This is a genomic window from Alkalimonas mucilaginosa (assembly GCF_036327005.1).
Classification (GTDB): domain Bacteria; phylum Pseudomonadota; class Gammaproteobacteria; order Enterobacterales; family Alteromonadaceae; genus Alkalimonas; species Alkalimonas mucilaginosa.
Genome location: NZ_JAUGZK010000004.1, coordinates 115,840 through 135,101 on the forward strand (window position 1 = coordinate 115,840; position 19,262 = coordinate 135,101).

The 19,262-nt window shown below is 51.9% G+C and carries 20 protein-coding genes; 8 read left to right on the plus strand and 12 right to left on the minus strand.

All coding sequences use genetic code 11. From position 1 onward, the window contains the following. Positions 1 to 5 precede the first annotated feature (5 nt). From QWF21_RS06825 to QWF21_RS06860, 7 genes are all read left to right on the plus strand, one after another. Complete coding sequence (locus QWF21_RS06825) at positions 6 to 698, plus strand: iron-containing redox enzyme family protein (RefSeq protein ID WP_330087299.1); 693 nt, start codon at positions 6 to 8, stop codon at positions 696 to 698. Continuing rightward, the gene (locus tag QWF21_RS06830; protein WP_330087300.1) at positions 688 to 1,545 is read left to right on the plus strand and encodes a DUF6999 family protein; all 858 of its coding nucleotides are present in this window, start codon (positions 688 to 690) and stop codon (positions 1,543 to 1,545) included. Before QWF21_RS06825 ends, QWF21_RS06830 begins: the two co-directional genes overlap by 11 nt. 453 nt (positions 1,546 to 1,998) lie before the next feature. Beyond that, positions 1,999 to 2,634: a hypothetical protein gene (locus tag QWF21_RS06840; RefSeq protein WP_330087301.1), complete on the plus strand. Its 636-nt coding sequence runs from the start codon at positions 1,999 to 2,001 to the stop codon at positions 2,632 to 2,634. Continuing rightward, a complete protein-coding gene (locus QWF21_RS06845; RefSeq protein ID WP_330087302.1) occupies positions 2,631 to 2,942 on the plus strand; it encodes a hypothetical protein in 312 nt (103 codons plus the stop codon). Before QWF21_RS06840 ends, QWF21_RS06845 begins: the two co-directional genes overlap by 4 nt. After that, a complete protein-coding gene (locus tag QWF21_RS06850; RefSeq protein ID WP_330087303.1) occupies positions 2,935 to 4,383 on the plus strand; it encodes an esterase/lipase family protein in 1,449 nt (482 codons plus the stop codon). The genes QWF21_RS06845 and QWF21_RS06850 overlap by 8 nt, the downstream gene beginning before the upstream one ends. A 5-nt stretch (positions 4,384 to 4,388) precedes the next feature. Continuing rightward, positions 4,389 to 6,026, plus strand: coding sequence for a choice-of-anchor X domain-containing protein (locus tag QWF21_RS06855; protein WP_330087304.1), 1,638 nt, complete (start codon positions 4,389 to 4,391; stop codon positions 6,024 to 6,026). A 76-nt stretch (positions 6,027 to 6,102) separates the two neighbouring features. Continuing rightward, on the plus strand, positions 6,103 to 6,408 hold the full coding sequence (locus QWF21_RS06860; RefSeq protein ID WP_330087305.1) for a hypothetical protein: 306 nt from the start codon (positions 6,103 to 6,105) through the stop codon (positions 6,406 to 6,408). Positions 6,409 to 6,412: 4 nt separating this feature from the next. On the opposite strand, the gene nagB is transcribed toward QWF21_RS06860, so the two are convergent. The 12 genes from nagB to QWF21_RS06920 all read right to left on the minus strand — a co-directional run bounded on the left by nagB (position 6,413) and on the right by QWF21_RS06920 (position 18,693). Continuing rightward, positions 6,413 to 7,207 (minus strand): glucosamine-6-phosphate deaminase, encoded by a 795-nt coding sequence (nagB, locus tag QWF21_RS06865; protein WP_330087306.1) that lies wholly within the window; start codon positions 7,205 to 7,207, stop codon positions 6,413 to 6,415. A 123-nt stretch (positions 7,208 to 7,330) separates the two neighbouring features. After that, positions 7,331 to 8,143 (minus strand): copper resistance protein NlpE N-terminal domain-containing protein, encoded by an 813-nt coding sequence (locus QWF21_RS06870; RefSeq protein WP_330087307.1) that lies wholly within the window; start codon positions 8,141 to 8,143, stop codon positions 7,331 to 7,333. 64 nt (positions 8,144 to 8,207) lie between these two features. Beyond that, on the minus strand, positions 8,208 to 8,486 hold the full coding sequence (locus QWF21_RS06875) for an acylphosphatase (protein ID WP_330087308.1): 279 nt from the start codon (positions 8,484 to 8,486) through the stop codon (positions 8,208 to 8,210). A gap of 120 nt (positions 8,487 to 8,606) precedes the next feature. After that, positions 8,607 to 10,193 (minus strand): bifunctional phosphoribosylaminoimidazolecarboxamide formyltransferase/IMP cyclohydrolase, encoded by a 1,587-nt coding sequence (gene purH / locus QWF21_RS06880; protein WP_330087309.1) that lies wholly within the window; start codon positions 10,191 to 10,193, stop codon positions 8,607 to 8,609. 91 nt (positions 10,194 to 10,284) lie between these two features. Further along, entirely contained in the window at positions 10,285 to 10,575 is a 291-nt protein-coding gene (gene fis, locus QWF21_RS06885) for a DNA-binding transcriptional regulator Fis (protein WP_228590975.1), read from the minus strand. Positions 10,576 to 10,590: 15 nt separating this feature from the next. Continuing rightward, the gene (gene dusB / locus QWF21_RS06890; RefSeq protein WP_330087310.1) at positions 10,591 to 11,562 is read right to left on the minus strand and encodes a tRNA dihydrouridine synthase DusB; all 972 of its coding nucleotides are present in this window, start codon (positions 11,560 to 11,562) and stop codon (positions 10,591 to 10,593) included. Positions 11,563 to 11,815: 253 nt separating this feature from the next. After that, positions 11,816 to 13,171, minus strand: coding sequence for a hypothetical protein (locus QWF21_RS06895; protein WP_330087311.1), 1,356 nt, complete (start codon positions 13,169 to 13,171; stop codon positions 11,816 to 11,818). Positions 13,172 to 13,360: 189 nt separating this feature from the next. Next, complete coding sequence (gene prmA / locus QWF21_RS06900) at positions 13,361 to 14,242, minus strand: 50S ribosomal protein L11 methyltransferase (RefSeq protein WP_330087312.1); 882 nt, start codon at positions 14,240 to 14,242, stop codon at positions 13,361 to 13,363. A 128-nt stretch (positions 14,243 to 14,370) separates the two neighbouring features. After that, positions 14,371 to 15,711: an acetyl-CoA carboxylase biotin carboxylase subunit gene (gene accC, locus QWF21_RS06905; RefSeq protein ID WP_330087313.1), complete on the minus strand. Its 1,341-nt coding sequence runs from the start codon at positions 15,709 to 15,711 to the stop codon at positions 14,371 to 14,373. Positions 15,712 to 15,729: 18 nt separating this feature from the next. Then, the gene (gene accB / locus QWF21_RS06910; protein ID WP_330087314.1) at positions 15,730 to 16,185 is read right to left on the minus strand and encodes an acetyl-CoA carboxylase biotin carboxyl carrier protein; all 456 of its coding nucleotides are present in this window, start codon (positions 16,183 to 16,185) and stop codon (positions 15,730 to 15,732) included. A gap of 19 nt (positions 16,186 to 16,204) precedes the next feature. Then, the gene (gene aroQ / locus QWF21_RS06915; RefSeq protein WP_330087315.1) at positions 16,205 to 16,663 is read right to left on the minus strand and encodes a type II 3-dehydroquinate dehydratase; all 459 of its coding nucleotides are present in this window, start codon (positions 16,661 to 16,663) and stop codon (positions 16,205 to 16,207) included. 242 nt (positions 16,664 to 16,905) lie between these two features. After that, complete coding sequence (locus QWF21_RS06920) at positions 16,906 to 18,693, minus strand: protein-disulfide reductase DsbD (protein ID WP_330087316.1); 1,788 nt, start codon at positions 18,691 to 18,693, stop codon at positions 16,906 to 16,908. Between the two features lie 242 nt (positions 18,694 to 18,935). Between QWF21_RS06920 and QWF21_RS06925 the strand changes: the two genes are divergently transcribed. Then, the gene (locus QWF21_RS06925; RefSeq protein ID WP_330087317.1) at positions 18,936 to 19,229 is read left to right on the plus strand and encodes a co-chaperone GroES; all 294 of its coding nucleotides are present in this window, start codon (positions 18,936 to 18,938) and stop codon (positions 19,227 to 19,229) included. The last annotated feature ends 33 nt before the right edge of the window (positions 19,230 to 19,262 follow it).

Sequence of the window (19,262 nt, forward strand, 5' to 3'; positions counted from 1 at the left end):
GCCGGATGTCGGAAGTCATCAAGAGTGAGGTTGCCCAACAAGGTTTGCAGGCCCTGATGCGGGTTTGGTTTGATTTCGAGCGTCAGCTCGGACGTATCCCTTTGTTGCAGCGTCTGCAGCGTGGCCAGTTTTCGCTGGACGATTACCAAACACTGTTGCTGCACTGGCGTCAGCAGGTGATTGAGGGGTCGCGCTGGATCAGCCGCTGCGCCTCGAGCTTTGATCGCAATTACAGCGATGTGCGCTCTGCCATTATTGGCCATGCCCGTGACGAGCACCGGGATTATGAAATGCTGGAGCAGGACTTTGTCGCCGCCGGTGGGAAACTGGCGACCATTCATGCCGCCAGCAGAGCGGATAACATCGGCTCGGAAGCCCTGCATGGCTTTATTATGTATCGGGCCAGTCAGCCCAACCCGGTCGATTTAGTCGGTGCCATGTGGATTATCGAAGGCTTGGGGCAGAAAATGGCCTCAAGTTGGGCCGGGCAAATCGAACAGGCCACTGGCTGTGACAGCAACTGCACCCGCTTTATGCGTTACCATGGCTCGCAGGATGAACACCATATGCAGGAACTGTATCAGTTGCTGGACAGGGTATGCAGCACGCCAGAGCAATTGGCCGCCATTGTCCGGACTGCCAAAGTTGTTGCCAGGTTGTACTGTCTGCAATTGGAAGAGGTGGAACATGGCCAGTAAACCCAGCGCCTATTTGCAAGCCATTGCGCGTGACAACTCACTGCCCATTGAGCAAAGTGCGCTGGATTTATGGTTGAAGGATTTGCAAAATCCGCTGCGCTGGGGCATCCGGCCCTTGCTGCAGTTTGTCTTTGCCATCCTGCTGCACTTGATTTGGTTTTTTAAGCGCTTGCCGCTGCCTCAGTTCTGTGCGCATCAGAGCTTGCAACGGCTGATTTGTTGGTTTTGCCGCCACTTTGTCAGTAAAGAAGCCAATCTGTTGATCCTGCGTCATTATGCCACCGAATCCAATGTACTGAATTTTCTGGCTGCCAATAGTGCGGTGGACCATTATCAGCCGGTGCAGCTGTACCCCAAAAGCATTGATGACATGCTGGACGCCAGCTTTGTCGAGCATGACCAGCAGTTGTTTCGTTTGTTCGGGGAGCTTGGCGCCTGGCACCATCCGGCCAAGCCCCTGCCGGTCGATGAGCTGAGCTGGCAGCACTGGCAGCCAGTAAAGATGGCAGATTTTCACTTTGTCGAAAAGCGCACCCAGTGGCTGGACTTTGAAAGTGCTCATGCGCTTTTTATGTGCTTGTTTTGCCTGCTGCTAACGCGGGAAGAATACCGGGATGCCATCAATGGCTTTAACCTCGATCAGTCCATCGCCTTGCGCATTGGCGATCTGGTGGGCAACCCCAAGCTGGCCGAGATGGCGTACAACAAACACCCGCATTATCTGGTAGGGCCCTGGAATTTAAGCCAGCGCTTTTTAATGCATGGCTTTTTCACCGAGCAGTTGTATGCCTATCTGGAAGGGGTGCGACAAGAGAACTCTGGCCTGGCCAGTAAAGCCGCAGATTAGCGGCTTAGCTTTTTCCCAATCGCTGCAGCAGCAACTGATTTTCCCGCTCGATATGGCGGTAAAACTCAAGATCAGCCAGCTTGCTGGCAGCGGCTTCATCCAGCACCACCACCGCATGCTGATGCAGTAGCGGGGCAGACAGCGCTAAGCGGCCTTTCTATCATGATTTACTCTGATTAAACAATTAAAGTTGATATGTTGCACTTTTCCGGCCTTCAGTCGCAAATATTGGTGCTTGTGTCGTATTTTTTTACAAAAGTCCAGCGCTCAAACTACTCCTCTGAATTAAATCCTTTCATATTATATTCTTAATGTATGTGGCATAAAATTGGCATTAAGTGTGCTCAAGGTTATGCTAATGTAACTATTGGGGGGTGTATGCGTATAGTGTCTGGTGTTGTTCGTAGGTTTATGGGCGTCTGTGCTGTCTTCAGGTGCTCTGTCTGTGCTTCAGTGTTTATTCTAAGTGCATTCTTTCATGGCAATTTGGTTGCTGCAGTTATCTCAATCAGTACATCTCATCATGAGGTCTATGTTGGTGATACAGTCGAGATGAGTTTTATGATCAGCGGGCTTGACTCCAATGCAGGAAATTCGCTGAGTGGCTTTGATGTGGATATTTACTTTGACAGCGCAGTATTTGGTTTTGTTGGGGTAAGCTTCAGTGATCCTGGTTATGGCAATCAATTGGATTTACCTGGTGAAGCTACTGCCTGGGATTTTGAATCGGGATACAGTGTGTTGTCGCCTGGCATATTGGATATTTATGCGTTATCAGGCAATAGCGCCAGTTACCTTGATCATCATCAACAGTCAGAGTTTCGCTTTTTGTCCATCACTTTTGAAGCGATGATGCCGGCTATAGATACAGTTCTGGAGCTTGATATTTGGGATCCCGACTTACTTTTTATCAATAGTTGGTTTGGTGATTTGGCTGTCACTATGGATGTGTTCTCACTACAACTCTCCGTGCTGGAAAGGACGGTAACCGTTGCTGAGCCCGGCACTTTTTCTATAACGGCGACATGCCTGCTGTTGCTCTTGATGCTAAGAACGCAATCGTTTAAACGCTATGGAGGTATCCAATGAACAAGCAGTTTCCCTTCGTTATTAGTGCGGTTTGTATTTTACTGCTGGCGCTGTCAAGTCTAAAACTCCACTCAGCAGAGGTGGCCGCCCAGGCATTTTCTGGTGAGGTGCTTCAGGTAACTGGTCAGCGTCTGCAACTTAAATTAATAGACAATCAGGTTATTTGGTTAACTTTGGCCCACGAAGGTTTTGAGATAAAAACAGGCAGCCTTATCCGAGGCCACTTTTTACCAATTGGGGATGCATTTGTTGTCACCAATGCGGAGCTAGAGCCTGCCGCGTCCAATAAGGGAGGCAGTAATGAATAACTTATCGTATTTACTGGCTGGATTTCTGCTGATGGCATCCAGTCAGTTTGTTTTGGCTCACACCTCATCTCCATTTGAGCCTCCAGAAGAGAGGCTAGGAGTTTACGTCGTCAATAGTGGGCCTGGGCTGGACACCGGCTGCACTTTTCGTTCTGGTGGCCCTTTGCTTATTGATTTGCCTGTACCTACCGTAGTGAACCCGAATGAACTTAATGCGGACGGTACCCTAAGAAATCCACAGAAGCTGATCGAGCGAGGGGTGGTGGGAGCACAGGCCGTGCTAAGTATGCCAGTCTGGGATGTTGATTCACATGTGCCGGTTCCACCGCCATACCAACCTGAATTAAACAGAGTGTATTTCAATGGTGTCTTTAAGCATATTCAGTCTGGTGAAAATAATCGCTGGACAGACGACTCTATTGTAGTACCGATTGAAGAAGTTCGCTTTGGTCAGAACAACCAGATCCGTATTGATATAGATACTGGCAACACACTTGAGCTGTGGTGTACTGCTGTAGACTGGGTGGCCATTACGTTTGATTTGGCGGCGCCAGTTGTTCTGGCTCATGGTATTAATGCGCAGGCAGACACCTGGGATGAAGGCAGTGCTCCTGGAGTCTTGCAGGCACTGGAAGAGAGTGGTGTGCTTTATGAGCGTTTTTCTGTGACGGCCAATGGGCGCTCTGCTGGTAATGCTGCTGAATTAGAGCCGCAAATTAGAGCATTTTTGCAGAATATAAAGGCAGACAAAGTGCATGTGATTGCTCATAGCAAAGGCGGATTGGATACTCAAGAATTGCAGAGGAGAGAGCTTGAGTTTGAGATTCTCTCACTTTCTACCTTATCAACCCCGCATCTTGGTAGCGTGGCGGCTGATATGTCGATAGTCCAGAAAGCCGAAGCAGACCGCAAAAGAAATTCGGGGGAGGATCCTAATGGTTTTGCCAGTGATTATATTGATAGTTGGACCTTTGGTCAGGGACCTCAATTACCAGGCTTGCGGGATTTAACAACCTATAGAGCGACAGAGGCTATTAATTTGGGTTTGAGAGGCAATATAGACAATACCTTTACGATTGGCGCTAATGCGGATGCAAATAATGATAATGAACTGACACGTGATGAGTCTGCAGGCTTGTTTCCTGGAGTTGCCCATTATGCTGCGCGCAGAGCCTGGCGTGTCATGCGCGACTTTTCTGCTACGCCTGTATTATCCATCCAGGAGGAGCCTTGTGTATTTTGTTGGGGGGGCAGTCGAACAGTGTTAATTTATGAAACTATTCTGGCTGCAGAGCCTCAAGACAATGACATTGTGGTTACCACATCAAGTGCAAACCCATTCTATGGTACAGCTCTGGGTAATTCTTTGCATAATCACTCGACGGTCAAGAATGAGGGCAACCTTGTGCTTATCCTTGAACAGATCATTCCTCTGAGGTAATCGCCATGATTGATTCGATATACAAAAAAATCAGCTGGAGTTGCTTTTTTGTCGGCAGGGTACTGCTGGTTGTAGTCGCTGCTTTGGCTTCAATGGTGCATGCAACTCAAACTGTGCGAACAGAAAACATCGTTGTGGGCTCCGAATCTGTAGAGGTAATTTTTCATCATGAGCAAAGTGCCCAGGTGATGTTGGAAGCCATAGTCCCCGTTGACGGGGCAAGCATCACTTTGCGAGACCCAGCAGGGCAGATCATTCGTTCATCCGCCGCCGGCGATGTGGAGTTTTACCCGGGAGCAGATCTCGAGGATCCTCTGCCGGGTGGTGTTTTTGTTATTGATGAGTTGGCATTTTCGCAAAGTGGCGAATGGACAGTACGTTTTGATTACCCAATGGCTCAAGTACCTACGGTTGCAATGGTGACGGTGTATGCTCAGTTGCCAGTAAATGCTGGCATTGTATTGGTCAGGCAAAGTTACCTGGTGGGTGAAGATGCTTCTATTGGCATGCTGCTGGTAGAAAATGGTTTGCCTGTATTATCCCAGTCGCCGCTCATCCGGGTGAGTAAGCTGGGCCAGGGGGAGCCTGCCGATGAGGCCGTTGGGCTGGATGATGGTAGTGGCTACGATGGCCGTGCCGATGACGGTATTTACAGCCGAGGCTATACCTTCAGTGAAGCGGGTGTCTACCTGATTGAGGGGGAGGTGGCAATTGATCATGGTGAAAGGACGATGACTTTACAGGCAAGACGGGAAGTTCCAGTTTTTGAAGCGCCACTGGATGTACTGGATGTCAGCGTGTCACTGACTCATGGCGCCAATGGCTGTGTGGCGGCTGTACGCTATGATGTGTTAGTGGATGTACAAGAGGAAGGTGATTATGTTGCCCGTGGTACCTTGCAAGCCAGTAATGGCTTTGAATTGTCGAGCGGACAGAGACTGATCTCGGCGTTGGGGCATACCAGCCTGATGCTAGAGTACACTGCAGATGCCATTCGGACTTCATTGCAAGAAGATGGTCCTTATCGTTTGTCCAGGCTGCAATTTCTGCGCTTGCATGATCTTAGTCTGGCAGCACCAATGCAGGCCTGGCTTGGTGAGACACCGCCCATCAGTTTGGACGAGTTATGCAGCAAGCCCATTGTTATTGAGGACATGGTGGTGCATGAAGTGTTGCAGGGGGACTTTATTGCTCAGCTTGAGTTCGTTGTGCCGATAACTGTCCAGGTGAATGCCAACTATCAGTTTTCATTTAAATTGGTTGGTGCACAAGGAGAAGACATCGCTCTTATTTCACTATCCAGATTTTTGTCTGCCGGTAGGCATGAGGTTAGTTTCATCATGGATGCCAGTCAGGTACAAACCATTGATGGGCCCTACCGGGTGTTATCTGCACTTGTATATGGGGCTGGTGAAACGGCCATGAAGGCTTTTGTCGGTCAGTCTGAGCCCTATCTGCGTTGGCAGTTTTTACCCACCTTAGAAGGTGACTTGAATGGTGATGGTGTTGTGGATGAGCTAGACAGGCAGATTATTCTGAATTACCGCAATAGTGATGCATTAAGCCCCGGCGACCGGCGAGACATTACGCAGGATGGGAAAATTGACCTGCGTGATGCCAGAGCCCTTAGCCAATTGATGTAATCGTAATGAAGTATGTCTTATCTCAGTCTTTAAGGCATACTTCGGTTACCTCCACCGCTCATTAGGCAAGCCGCTGATGCATAGAATACCAGTTATTTTTATACTGTATGGCTATCTGGCACCAGCCCTGCTGTATCTGCCTGACTTTTGGGAATTACCTTACTGGCTGGAAAAAGCCTTCCTGGGGTTTGCTTTACCCCTGTGGCTGTTGATTATGCCTTGGATGGGGCTGTTGCAAAGCTGGCACCTGATTGAAGGCGAATGGTGGAAGCTGCCGACGCTGACTGGTTTAACCCTGGTATTGTTGGCCTATACCGCTTTGTATTATGCCATGCTGTGGTTGGTCCGACGCTTGTTGCACGCATGGCAGCACAAATCATAACGGTTTAGCTTTTGCCCAACCGCTGCAGCAGCAACTGATTTTCCCGCTCGATATGACGATAAAAGTCGATGTCGGCCAGCTTACTGGCAGCTGCTTCATCCAGTACTACCACCGCATGCTGATGCAGTTGCAGGGCCGAGGCCGGGCAGGCGGCGCTTAGCGGGCCCTCAACCATGGCTTTGACTGCATCGGCTTTGGCCTCGCCGGTTGCCAGCAGCAGCACCTTGCGGGCATCCAGGATGGTACCGATGCCCATGGTGATGGACAAGTGCGGTTGGTACTCACCCTCAGTAAAAAAGCGGGCATTGTCGTGGATGGTGGCCTGGGTCAGGGTTTTTACCCGGGTACGCGAACGCAGGCCGGATGATGGCTCGTTAAAACCAATATGGCCGTTGCGGCCAATCCCCAGCAATTGCAAATCAATGCCTCCGGCTGCTTCGATACGGGTTTCGTAATCGTGACAGGCGGTGATGGGATCGGCGGCATTGCCCGGTGGTACATGAGTATGCTCGGGGGCAATATCAATCAGATCAAACAATTGCTGCTGCATAAAATAGCGGTAGCTTTGCGGGTGTTCGGGTGAAAGACCCAGGTATTCGTCCAGATTAAAACTGGTAGCTTTAGCAAAGCTCAGCTCGCCCGCCTGGTAGCGGCCAATCAGCTTTTGATAGAGCGCAACCGGGGTAGAGCCGGTGGCGAGTCCCAGCACAGCGTCGGGCTTTTTACTCAGCAAACGACTGAACTGGTCGGCGCCGTACTCAGCAACAGCATCGGCATTGGGCTGGATCACGATCTGCATAACGACTTCCTGTGGTTTTTACAGCAAAGCCACCTGGCGCAGGTGGCCGAATTTTAGGCAGCTAACATAGCAGAAATAAGGATAAATGACAACGTTGTCATGCCGTTTATGCAGGGGGCCGGGTTACTCCCCGGCAGGCCCTGCGGCACTAAAGCGCGCCAGTGGTGCCATCCTGGCCCGGTTCAGTGTCAGGCTGTCATCGGTCAGGTTAAAGTTATCAAAACTTTGTAGAACGTCCAAAAACTCCGACTCGTAATTGTCTTGCAGGCACGCCATTTGCGTCATGCCAACGCCGGAAACCCGTAGCCGCAGAGCATCGCTGTTCAGCTCATAACCGCCAAAGAAACGATTACAACCCGCATGGCCATACACTCTGGCTTCGGTGCCGCTAAATACGATATAAATCGGGTTGTCGGCTGCTAATGGTTGCCCCATCAGCTCTGTTAGTTGCCACTTGGTATCGGCCAGCGGTGCTGTGGCTAGTTGTGGGGGAGGGGCTTTATGCAACTGGTAATGATCTGCCAGCTTACCGGTAATACGCTGGCCGTTCAGGTCCAACTGCCAGAGTATGTTTTCACCAACAAAAAACTGGTCACCGCCAGGCTGTGGCCGCTGCAAACGTACGATCTGGCCACTGCTGTCCCAGTCAAAGTTACCATCTTCACGAAATACTTCGTTGGATTTACCCAGATACTGAGTTTCTAACTGGTAATGCCCATCCTGGTGCAGGGTCAGTTTGGTTTTAATACCTTCGCAGTCGGCGCAGGGCAACACACCCTCATAGCGCCCATCCCAGTCCAGAGCATTGCGGCTGCTGTGAGCCGGGTCTGCTACTGCTGCTGTGGTGCCATTATCAGCACTTAAAGACACATCCGGTTCGGCACAGCCGAGCAACAGCATGCTGGCAACTAAAAAACTTGTTGGTAAGTACTTCATCGTTTTTCCTCGATGGCTTGTCAAACATCTCTATTCTATGCGGCAACTCTGAATCATGCCTGAACTAATGGCGGATCTGAAAATCCTGCCATTCATCAGTTGGTATGTCTTTATCGATATCAATGGCGCTGACTTGTGCCTGAGGTGGGCCTTGCCAGCACCACTCCAGCAGTTGTTGCAAATGATCGGGCATGCCTTCAGCAACTACTTGTACCCGGCCATTGTCCAGGTTCTGGCAGTAGCCAGTCAGGCCCAACATCCGGGCTTGTTGCTGGGTAGAGGCACGGTAAAACACGCCTTGTACTTTGCCATGGATCTGCAGTTGCCAGCGTTCGTGGTGCATGGAGCCTCCATTGATACTCTGTTGGACACTGAAGTATAGAGTAGCCTGTTTGGTAAGCGTGGCAAAGTAGCAAATAAAAACGGCAGCCGATGGCTGCCGTTGCATGGGGAAGTCGTGCTGTTAGTGGCGGAAATGACGCACACCGGTAAACACCATGGCCATGCCGTGCTCATCGGCAGCGGCAATGACTTCAGCATCGCGCATTGAGCCTCCCGGCTGGATCACTGCAGTGATACCGGCAGCAGCGGCTGCATCGATGCCATCACGAAACGGGAAGAAAGCATCGGATGCCATTACCGAGCCTTTCACTTCCAGCTGTTCATCAGCCGCTTTGATGCCGGCAATTTTGGCGCTGTACACCCGGCTCATCTGGCCGGCACCGACACCGATGGTCATGCTGTCTTTCACATAAACGATGGCGTTGGATTTGACGTACTTGGCCACTTTCCAGCAGAACAATAAATCTTTGAGTTCCTGCTCCGTTGGCTGACGCTTGGTGACTACTGTCAAATCTGTGGCGCTGACCCTGGCCTGATCACGGTCTTGCAGCAAAATACCGCCATTGACCTGTTTGATATCCACTGCCGGGGCTGGGGCGCTAAAGGCGCCACACACCAGCAAGCGGACATTTGGCTTGCTGCCAATCACCGCAACAGCCGCTTCGGTGGCTGCCGGGGCAATAATTACTTCGACAAACTGGCGATCAATGATGGCCTTGGCGGTGGTCTCATCCAGTTCACGGTTAAAAGCGATGATGCCACCAAAAGCGGAGGTTGGATCCGTCTGGTAAGCACGCTCATAGGCGCTCAGAATACTGTCGCCAATGGCCACACCGCATGGGTTAGCGTGTTTTACGATGACACAGGCTGGCTCACTGAACTCTTTCACGCATTCCAGTGCGGCATCCGTATCGGCGATGTTGTTGTACGACAGAGCCTTGCCTTGCAGCTGTGTGGCGGTTGATACCGATGCTTCCTGAGCTGCCGGGTCTACATAGAAAGCCGCTTGCTGGTGGCTGTTTTCGCCATAACGCAAATCCTGCTTCTTCACGAACTGGCTGTTGAAGGTACGCGGGAAACGATTGGCCGGCTCGGCTGGGCTGTCATAGGCTGGCAGCATGGCACCAAAGTAATTGGCAATCATGCCGTCGTACTGAGCGGTGTGTTCAAACGCAGCAATGGCCAGGCTAAAGCGGGTGGCGTGGGTGGTGCCGCCCTGATGTGAACGCATTTCAGCCAACACGGTCTCGTAATCAGCGGCATTGACGATAATGGTGACGTCTTTGTGGTTTTTCGCCGCTGCGCGCACCATGGTTGGGCCACCAATGTCGATGTTCTCGATGGCATCTTCTAAGCTGCACTCTTTGTTGGCGACGGTTTTAGCAAAAGGATACAAGTTCACAGCTACCAGATCGATGGCACCGATGCCATGTTCGGCCATCACTTCTTCGTCCTGGCCACGACGTGCCAGAATGCCACCATGTACTTTCGGGTGCAGCGTTTTAACGCGGCCAGCCATAATTTCCGGGTGACCGGTGTAATTGGAGACTTCCTGCACTGGGATGCCATGCTCGGCCAGCAGTTTGGCGGTGCCACCAGTGGACAGGATTTCTACCTGCATCTGATGCAAAGCGCTGGCAAATTCAACAATACCGGTTTTGTCCGACACACTTAGCAGTGCACGACGAATGGGGCGATAGGTAGTCATTTTTGTTTCTCTGTTGCTTAAACGGGGCGATTAAAAATGAAAAAAGCACCTGGCGGTGCTTTTAAGCAGGGGCCGGGCCCCTGCATCAGTCTCAGCTCATGCCGTACTGTTTTAATTTTTTCCGCAGCGTGCCACGGTTAATACCCATCAGGTTGGCAGCACGGGTCTGGTTGCCACGGGTATATTTCATCACTTCTTCCAGCAAAGGACGCTCCAGCTCAGACAAAACCAGCTCATACAGGTCGTTGACGTCCTGGCCATTTAGCTGCTGCAGGTAGTGGGCAACGGCTTTTTGCGCAGCGGTTCTCAGCGCTTGAGGTTTTTCCTGAGACTGCACATGGGCATTGGTGATAAAAGGCGAAGAAACAGTTTCATTAAACATTGCGATTCTCTTTACTTAAGTTGCTGCTAGTTGATGAAAATACATAGTTAACGCTGCCAGCTGCTGTTCGGGCAGCTCGATGGCGTTGAATTCTCGACGAAATGCACCGGCTGCATCATGCTCGGCCAGATACCAGCCAACATGCTTGCGGGCGATGCGCGGCCCCAAATGTGGGCCATAGAGCTGATGCAATCCCTGCACATGCTCTTGCAAAATGGACTCGACTTCCGAAAGCTCAGGGGGCGCTAATTCTTGCCCTGTGGCCAGGAAGTGTACTACTTCCCGGAAGATCCAAGGGCGCCCCTGCGCTGCGCGACCTATCATAATGGCGTCCGCGCCGGTGGTATCAAGCACCATTTTGGCTTTTTGTGGTGAGGTTACATCACCGTTGGCGATCACCGGTAAGGTGACTGCCTGTTTGATGGCGCGAATTGTATCGTATTCTGCGTCCCCTTTGTACATACAAGCGCGGGTACGGCCGTGAACCGCCAGCGCCTGAATGCCATTGGCTTCAGCTATACGGGCAATTACCACCCCATTTTTGTGGTCCGGATGCCAACCAGTACGAATTTTCAGCGTAACTGGCACCGACACGGCTTGGACCACGGCCTGGATGATCTGTTCCACCAATTGCGGAAATTGCAGCAGAGCAGAACCAGCCAGTTTTTTATTCACTTTCTTGGCCGGGCAGCCCATATTGATATCAATGATATCGGCGCCCAACGCCACATTGTACTGAGCGGCTTCGGCCATTTGTGCCGGATCGGCACCGGCAATCTGTACCGAGCGGATACCAGTTTCAGCCTGATGCGTCATGCGTTTTTGTGATTTCTCGCTTTGCCACACCAGCGGATTGCTGGAGAGCATTTCCGATACGGCCAGGCCAGCACCAAAACGACGACACAGCTGACGAAAGGCGACGTCTGTTACACCTGCCATCGGAGCACAAATCACATTGTTCGGCAGTTGATAGGGACCGATTCGCACTTTTTGCTCCGCTCGCACAGCTCTTACCCTCAGGGGGCGCAAGTTTACGGATTTTTGCCCGCCTTGCAAAGGCTAATATTTAAACAATGTTGAAATTTATTGCGCCCTGAAGCCTTGACAAAAGCTAACTGATTGAATTTTAGTCGTCATCAGGCCAGAGCTAGCCTCAGGATAAAAAAGGCGCTACCCATAGGCAGCGCCAATATCCAACACTCAGGAACAGAGGTGCAGGAAACAGGGAGGAGCAGAATCCTTAATGATCGTGCTCATCATCGGATGGCTCAGCCACACCGAGCCAGGTGATCAGAGCCGGCTCAAAATCCAGTGCAATACGCTCAACCGTCAGGCTGTGCAGATCGACTACCACCAGCTGTTTGGCGACCGGATCGGTCAGGTAGATGGTTTCGTTTTGCTGGTTCACAGCAATGCGTGGACGGTTGTTGTTATCGATGGTTTCGATCAATGCCAGGCTGTCTTTCAAGGCAAAGTCCGCATCCCAGTCAAAGACATGGAGGGCACCACTGCTATCCAAGACCGCATAATGCTCGCCATGCGCATCGACCGCTGAAGCAACGCGGGTGACTTCACTGTCGCCACGCCAGTCCAGCTCACGCATGGTGCCGTGAACAGCATCGATGATCCAAATGGCTTGACCGGCATAACCAATGACCTCATGCTGATGCTTATGGCCGCTGAAGCTACCAATACGACCAGTCAGGCCGTCGGCATTGGCAATTTTGCTGGCTAAAAATTGAGTACCGCGTTGCTCTACCAACAGCACACCGTCGGCGCAGCCAAATAGGGTGTAATCCTCAATTGAATAACTGCCATGCAGGCTGGCACAGGGCTCGGTAAAGCGGATTTCATAGTGATAGTGATCACCATGGCGATGGTACAACTCCACCTGGCTTGGCAGGGTTGTTGCTGTGCCTTCTGCCCGGTAAGTGGTCAGTAGGTAGTCACCCCGTACTTCGGCTGTACCATGTTGGTTGATAGCCAGCGTCAGGCTGGCACCAATGCGGCCATGAGCTAAGTCATCATCATTGAACACGAATACAGCAGCATTTTGCTGTGGATCGGCGTAGCCATCGTAAAATAGCGCTGCCAGGCCTTCGTGTGCTTCGTAATGAGTGGGTGCCGGCCCTGCCAGTGCAAAGCTCAGCATCGCAGGAGCCTGCACATAATCGTGCATATGATCGCCATGATCTTCCTGCCACTGGCCGCCATCCAGAATTTGCGTACTATTTTCGCTGCGTTGATTCAACAGCGCAAAGCGAAAACCCGGGCTGGCATAGAGCTGGGATACTTCATGCTCCGTTTCCAGTTCAGCGATGATTTCGTTATCATGCAAATCAAACACATAGACATGGTGATGATCGTGGTCATGGCTGTGATCATCGTCATGATGCGGCGCTGCGGTGATGACCAATCGGCCACCTTCCGTGTTGTGGTGGCCGTGGTCATGATCGTGGTCATGACCATGATCATGGTCATGTGGATCCTCTGCTACCGTATCCTGATAGGTATGGCTGTCGTTACAGCCCATTAATACTAAGCCACTGGCCAATGCCAAAGTGGCAGCCAAAGGAAAAGAGGTTGAAGTGCGCACAGCAAGTCTCCGACAGTATGTTATGATTTGTTATAACATAACACCAAACCGGTGGGGCTGACCAGCCTCTTGGGCTGGAATTTTAAGCTGTTGAACGATGATCGGAGCTGTATTTCGAGCCAGGGAAAACGGTGTTTTCCCTGGCAACTGGGCGAAACGGCATGGATGCCGTTGCAGGATGGAAGCGAATCAGTTCAGTTTACGGGCACTTAGTCGTACCCATTCGTCCTGCTCGACCACAGCATCGAATTCAAAACGGTCGCGGTAGGCCGCCATCACTTGCTCGGCCTGTTGCGGCAAAATGCCGGACATCACCAGGCTGCCGCCAGGGCGGACATAGGCTGCAATCACTTGATTCAGTTCGGCCAAAGGGCCGGCCAAAATATTGGCCACCACCACATCAGCACTTAAACTGGGCTGGTCTTTCGGTAAATACAGCTCCAGTTTATCGGCAACTCCATTGCGTTCGGCATTGGCCAGGCTGGCCTGAATGGCTTGCGGGTCGATATCAATGCCGACCACCCGTTTAGCGCCAAGCTTTAAAGCTGCTATCGCCAGAATGCCGGAGCCGCAGCCAAAGTCCACCACCGTTTGCTCTGGCTGGATATGCGCGTCCAGCCATTGCATGCACAGGGCGGTGGTTGGGTGGGTGCCGGTGCCAAAGGCAATACCCGGGTCCAGTAGCACATTGATGGCGTCCGGGTCTGGTATTTCACGCCAGCTGGGGCAAACCCAAAGCCGCTCGCCAAACTGAATAGGGTGGAAGTTATCCATCCATTCACGTTCCCAGTCTTTGTCTTCCAGTTGCTCCAGTTTGTAGTTTAAACCCTGTTTAAACAAAGCAGTTTGCTGCAGTTTATCCAGCACCGACTGCATCGGGTAATCGGCTTCAAACAAGCCCATCACGGTGGTGTCTTGCCAGTACAAGACTTCACCGGGCAGAGGCTCATAAATGGGGGTGTCTTTACTATCAATAAAGGTGACGGCCTGGGCTCCCCAGCCAATCAGCATGTCACTCACTTGTTCGGCGTGGTGCTCGGTGGTTTGAATTCGAAGTTGGATCCAGGGCATTGAGGGTCTCTTGCTGGCAAAACGAAACACCCATTCTAACACTTGCTGGCATCAAAGCTGAAATAAAGCCGCCGTGGAAAATAAAAACAGGCTCCGCAGAGCCTGTTTTAAAGGATTGAACACCCGGTTTATAAACCGAGTTTCTTTTCCAGATAATGAATGTTGGTGCCACCGGCGCAGAAACCAGCATCATTCATAATGTCTTTGTGCAGCGGGATATTGGTTTTGATCCCACCCACCAGCAGCTCAGACAGCGCATTGCGCATTTTAGCTATTGCCACTTCGCGGGTGTCGCCATAGGTGATCAGTTTGCCGACCATCGAATCGTAGTTCGGTGGTACGGTGTAATCGGCGTAAATATGCGAATCCCAACGCACTCCGAGGCCACCCGGCGGATGGAAGCGGGTGATGGTGCCCGGCGACGGAATAAAGCTGGCCGGATCTTCGGCATTGATACGGCATTCAATGGCATGGCCACGTATCACAATGTCTTCCTGCTTAATGCTGAGCGGCAAGCCAGAGGCAATGCGCAACTGCTCTTTGATCAGATCGACACCAGTGATCATTTCCGTAACCGGGTGTTCCACCTGAATACGGGTGTTCATTTCAATAAAGAAGAACTCGCCGTTTTCAAACAGGAACTCAAAGGTGCCGGCACCGCGGTAGTTCATTACCTTACAGGCTTCGACACAGCGGCCACCGATAAAGTCACGCAGCTCCTGGCTAATGCCCGGGGCAGGTGCTTCTTCCACCACTTTCTGGTGACGGCGCTGCATGGAGCAGTCACGTTCACCCAGGTGGATGGCATGGCCCTGGCCATCGGCCAGTACCTGAATTTCGACATGGCGGGGGTTTTCCAGGAATTTTTCCATGTAGACCATATCGTTGCCAAAAGCCGCTTTGGCTTCGGCTTTGGTCATTTCAATCGAGCTGACCAGTTCGGCTTCAGAGCGGACCACCCGCATGCCGCGGCCACCACCGCCACCAGCAGCTTTGACAATGATCGGGTAACCGATGCGATTGGCAATGGCTTTGTTGGTGGCAGCATCATCACCGACGGCGCCATCCGAGCCTGGCACACAAGGCACACCGGCTTTTTTCATCGCTTCGATGGCCGAGACTTTATCGCCCATCAGACGAATGGAGTCGGGCCGCGGGCCAATAAAGACCAGGCCGCTTTCTTCCACTTGCTGGGCAAATTCAGCATTTTCTGCCAAAAAGCCATAGCCAGGGTGAATGGCCTGGGCATTGGTGACTTCGGCCGCTGCAATCAGTGCCGGTACATTCAGGTAGCTTTTTGGCGAAGGCGCCGGACCGATGCAGATGGTTTCATCGGCCAGCAGCACATGCTTCAGATTACGATCGACCGTAGAATGCACGGCGACCGTCTTGATCCCGAGCTCTTTGCAGGCGCGCAGAATACGCAGTGCAATTTCGCCCCGGTTGGCAATCAAGACTTTTTCTAACATAGGATTGGCCTTTTTTGCTTATTCGATGATAACCAGTGGCTGGTCAAACTCTACCGGCTCGCCGTCCTGAACCAGGATTTCTTTTACCACACCGGCTTTGTCGGACTGGATCTGGTTCATCATTTTCATGGCTTCGACGATGCAGAGGGTATCGCCGACTTTCACGCTTTGGCCGACCTCGATAAATGGCTTGGACGTTGGCGAAGGCGAACGGTAGAAAGAACCAACCATGGGTGAACGTACCCGATGGCCTGAGGTTTCTGCCGGTGCACTGGCAACGGCTGGTGCTGCCGCTGGTGCTGCTGCCGGGGCAGGTGCAGCCATAGGGGCTGGTGCCGCCGCATAGTGGATTTGCTGTGGTGCTGTGCTTTGACGGCTGATGCGAACCGATTCTTCGCCTTCGGTGATTTCCAGTTCAGAGATACCGGACTCTTCAACCAGCTCGATCAGTTTCTTGATTTTTCTAATGTCCATAAAGGTTTAACCTGTCATTCTAGGTGGATGGATTGGATTGTGTAAAAGACACTGCTGCCTCAATGGCAAAGCGGTAACCCTGTGGCCCCAGGCCACAAATCACGCCTTTGGCAATGTCCGAAAGATACGAGTGCTGCCGGAATGGCTCGCGGGCATGCACATTGCTCAGATGCACTTCGATGCAGGGAATGGCTACTGCCAGCAGGGCATCACGTAGGGCAATGCTGGTATGAGTGAAAGCACCGGGGTTGATGACAATAAAGTCTATCTTGCCCAGGCTCCGGTGAATGCGGTCGAGCAGTTCATGCTCGGCATTGCTCTGAAAGTGGCTAAGCTCCACGTTCAAACCCGAGGCAAAATCCTGCAGTTGCTGCACCAGCTCCGTCAGGCTTTGCGAGCCATAGACCGAAGGCTCGCGTACACCCAGCATATTTAGATTGGGGCCATTTAACAACAGAATCCGCGTTTTATTCACCATAAGCTGCACATTTCCTGCACGTTCACGTTAGTTCTCTGCATTATGCCTGAAGCAGCCAGAATAAACAGCTGCCTCGAGCTTTATGAGTAAATAACGTGCGCTTGGTTCCGATTTAACGGCTTATTATAGTGAAATCGTGACAAATGGCAGCAAAATACTGGTCTAATCAGCAGGAAAAGACCAGTTTGTTCTCACTAAGCTGCCGTTTATACCCATATAGCGCCTTGTTGCGACATGGCAGCTTACTGCAGAATGGCTGCTAAATGGCGGGCAAAGGGGCGGGCTGCCATAAAGCCGGTGACACGGGATTGTGTCATTTCCTCACCATCGGCATCAAAGAACAGTAGGGTGGGCAGGCCCAGCACCTGATAGCGATCCAATAATTGCTGATTGGCCCGGGTCATGCGGGTGACATCAATTTTCAGCAGTACCATTTGCTGCAAGTAGGGCTGTACTTGCTCGGCCGGAAAGGTCAGCAGCTCGAACTCTTTGCAGGCCACGCACCACTCCGCGTACAAATCCAGTAATACCACCTGGCCATTGGCTTTGGCCTCGGCCAGCGCCTGATCCAATTCTGCCTGATCGGCTACCAGCCGGAACTGGCCCGGGGTTTGTTGCCCTGCAACAGTTGTTGCCATCGAAGGGCTGGCCGATTGAGGCCACAGCAGTTGCACATTAACCAGTACAGTTAAAATCAGCAGCAATTGCGCCGGTAGCCAGAGCGCGCTACGGGCTTTGGCACTGCTTAGTTGCTGCGATACATAATGCAGGTACAAGGCGGCAGACAAGGCTAGTACCGAGCCCAGCAGCAGAGTCACCCAGCCAGGCACAAAACGATCCAATAACCAGACCGGCACCGCCAGTAGCAAAAAGCCGAAGATATTTTTCACCGCATACATCCACTGGCCGGCTTTAGGCAGCAGCTTAGCGCCCGAGCTGCCGAGGATCAGCAGTGGCAGGCCCATGCCCAGACTGAGTACATAGAGCGTAATGGCACCGCGCAGCAGATCGCCACTTTGCGCTACGTACAGCAGGGCGGCAGTCAATGGGGCTGTCGTACAAGGGGAGGCAATCAGGCCGGATAAGCTGCCCATCACAAAAGCGCCCTTGGCCGAGCCACGTTGTTGCTTGTTGCTGATAGCGGCAACTTTGGCCTGCCAGCCACTGGGTAAACTGAAGTTCAGGGCACCAAACATGGCAAGGGCCAGCAGCACAAACAACAGACTGACCAGCACTAATATCATCGGGTGTTGCAACATGGCCTGAAAACGTACCCCCAGGCTGGCAATCACTAAACCGAGCAAGGCATAGGTGAGTGCCATGCCCTGTACATAGGCAAAGGACAGGCGAAAGGCTTTCTTGTTGGATAAATCCTTGCCCTGACCGACAATAATACTGGATAAAATCGGGTACATCGGAAACACGCACGGGGTAAACGCCAGGCCAAGGCCTAACACAAAGAACACGCCCAGCGTCAGTAAGAAGCCGGAACCTGCCAGACGCTCGGCCAGGGTATTCTGGCTGGATACCGGTGCAGAAGCGGAAGTGGCTGCAGTACCGTTGGCAGCATCGACGGCAGAGCTACCGGAAGATTCGCCAAGCGGCACCGTTTTGGTGGTGGGCGGGTAGCAAAAGCCAGCTTCAGCACAGCCCTGATAACGCACCCGTAACTCGGCGTCCTCGCCAATATCCGATAAGGGCAGGCGCAAAATCACCTGATGGTAGTACACATCGGTCACACCGAAGAATTCGTCTTCAATGGTCATGGCCGCCGGGTAGCTGGGGTGTGAGAAACTTACCGCAATACCGGCAAACTGAAATTGCTCTTTGTACAGATAATAGCCGTCGGCAATGGTCCAGCTAAGCAGCAGCTCATCGTCCTGTTGGCGAAAATCAAACTGAAAGGCCTGATCGACCGGTAAAAAGCGTGACGACTCACCGGTAATGGCAGCCAATACACTGTCATTGGCCTGGGCCGGCAACAGCGCCAGCCAGCACAACAACACGCCAGTCAATAACGATCGTAACATCTATCGGCTCTCTTCTTGGTTTCAGGCAGGTCAGACTATACGCTGCCCGACAGGTTCCAGTCTTGTCTGAAGCGATACAATACCAGTTTGCTGCTATCATTAGCAAAATCTGTTGCCACACAGATCTCTGCAGAAAATTTTTTTAGCTTCCCCCTTGGATTCAGTTTTTGCTTGCCCCATATACAGCGCAACCCATTTTAACAACCCATGTTAAAACGCAAACTCGCTTTAGGAGATAGAGCATGAATATTCGTCCTTTACATGACCGCGTCATCATCAAACGTCAGGAAGCTGAATCCAAGTCAGCCGGTGGTATCGTTCTGACTGGCTCTGCTGCAGAAAAATCCACCCGCGGTACCGTGATCGCCGTTGGCAATGGCCGCATTCTGGATAACGGTGATGTGAAAGCACTGGATGTCAAAGTTGGCGACACTGTGATTTTCAACGATGGTTACGGCGTTAAGACGCAAAAAATTGATGGTGAAGAAGTGCTGATCGTCAGTGAGAACGATATCCTGGCTGTTGTCGAAGCCTAATCAATCATTGCACTAACTGAATTTAGAGGAAAA

Excerpts from the sequence above, each read along its gene's own strand:
- QWF21_RS06825 (WP_330087299.1), top strand. The coding sequence starts at position 6 with ATGTCGGAAGTCATCAAGAGTGAGGTTGCCCAACAAGGTTTGCAGGCC.
- QWF21_RS06830 (WP_330087300.1), top strand. The coding sequence starts at position 688 with ATGGCCAGTAAACCCAGCGCCTATTTGCAAGCCATTGCGCGTGACAAC.
- QWF21_RS06845 (WP_330087302.1), top strand. The coding sequence starts at position 2,631 with ATGAACAAGCAGTTTCCCTTCGTTATTAGTGCGGTTTGTATTTTACTG.
- QWF21_RS06850 (WP_330087303.1), top strand. The coding sequence starts at position 2,935 with ATGAATAACTTATCGTATTTACTGGCTGGATTTCTGCTGATGGCATCC.
- QWF21_RS06855 (WP_330087304.1), top strand. The coding sequence starts at position 4,389 with ATGATTGATTCGATATACAAAAAAATCAGCTGGAGTTGCTTTTTTGTC.
- QWF21_RS06860 (WP_330087305.1), top strand. The coding sequence starts at position 6,103 with ATGCATAGAATACCAGTTATTTTTATACTGTATGGCTATCTGGCACCA.
- nagB (WP_330087306.1), bottom strand. The coding sequence starts at position 7,207 with ATGCAGATCGTGATCCAGCCCAATGCCGATGCTGTTGCTGAGTACGGC.
- QWF21_RS06870 (WP_330087307.1), bottom strand. The coding sequence starts at position 8,143 with ATGAAGTACTTACCAACAAGTTTTTTAGTTGCCAGCATGCTGTTGCTC.
- QWF21_RS06875 (WP_330087308.1), bottom strand. The coding sequence starts at position 8,486 with ATGCACCACGAACGCTGGCAACTGCAGATCCATGGCAAAGTACAAGGC.
- purH (WP_330087309.1), bottom strand. The coding sequence starts at position 10,193 with ATGACTACCTATCGCCCCATTCGTCGTGCACTGCTAAGTGTGTCGGAC.
- fis (WP_228590975.1), bottom strand. The coding sequence starts at position 10,575 with ATGTTTAATGAAACTGTTTCTTCGCCTTTTATCACCAATGCCCATGTG.
- prmA (WP_330087312.1), bottom strand. The coding sequence starts at position 14,242 with ATGCCCTGGATCCAACTTCGAATTCAAACCACCGAGCACCACGCCGAA.
- accC (WP_330087313.1), bottom strand. The coding sequence starts at position 15,711 with ATGTTAGAAAAAGTCTTGATTGCCAACCGGGGCGAAATTGCACTGCGT.
- accB (WP_330087314.1), bottom strand. The coding sequence starts at position 16,185 with ATGGACATTAGAAAAATCAAGAAACTGATCGAGCTGGTTGAAGAGTCC.
- aroQ (WP_330087315.1), bottom strand. The coding sequence starts at position 16,663 with ATGGTGAATAAAACGCGGATTCTGTTGTTAAATGGCCCCAATCTAAAT.
- QWF21_RS06920 (WP_330087316.1), bottom strand. The coding sequence starts at position 18,693 with ATGTTACGATCGTTATTGACTGGCGTGTTGTTGTGCTGGCTGGCGCTG.
- QWF21_RS06925 (WP_330087317.1), top strand. The coding sequence starts at position 18,936 with ATGAATATTCGTCCTTTACATGACCGCGTCATCATCAAACGTCAGGAA.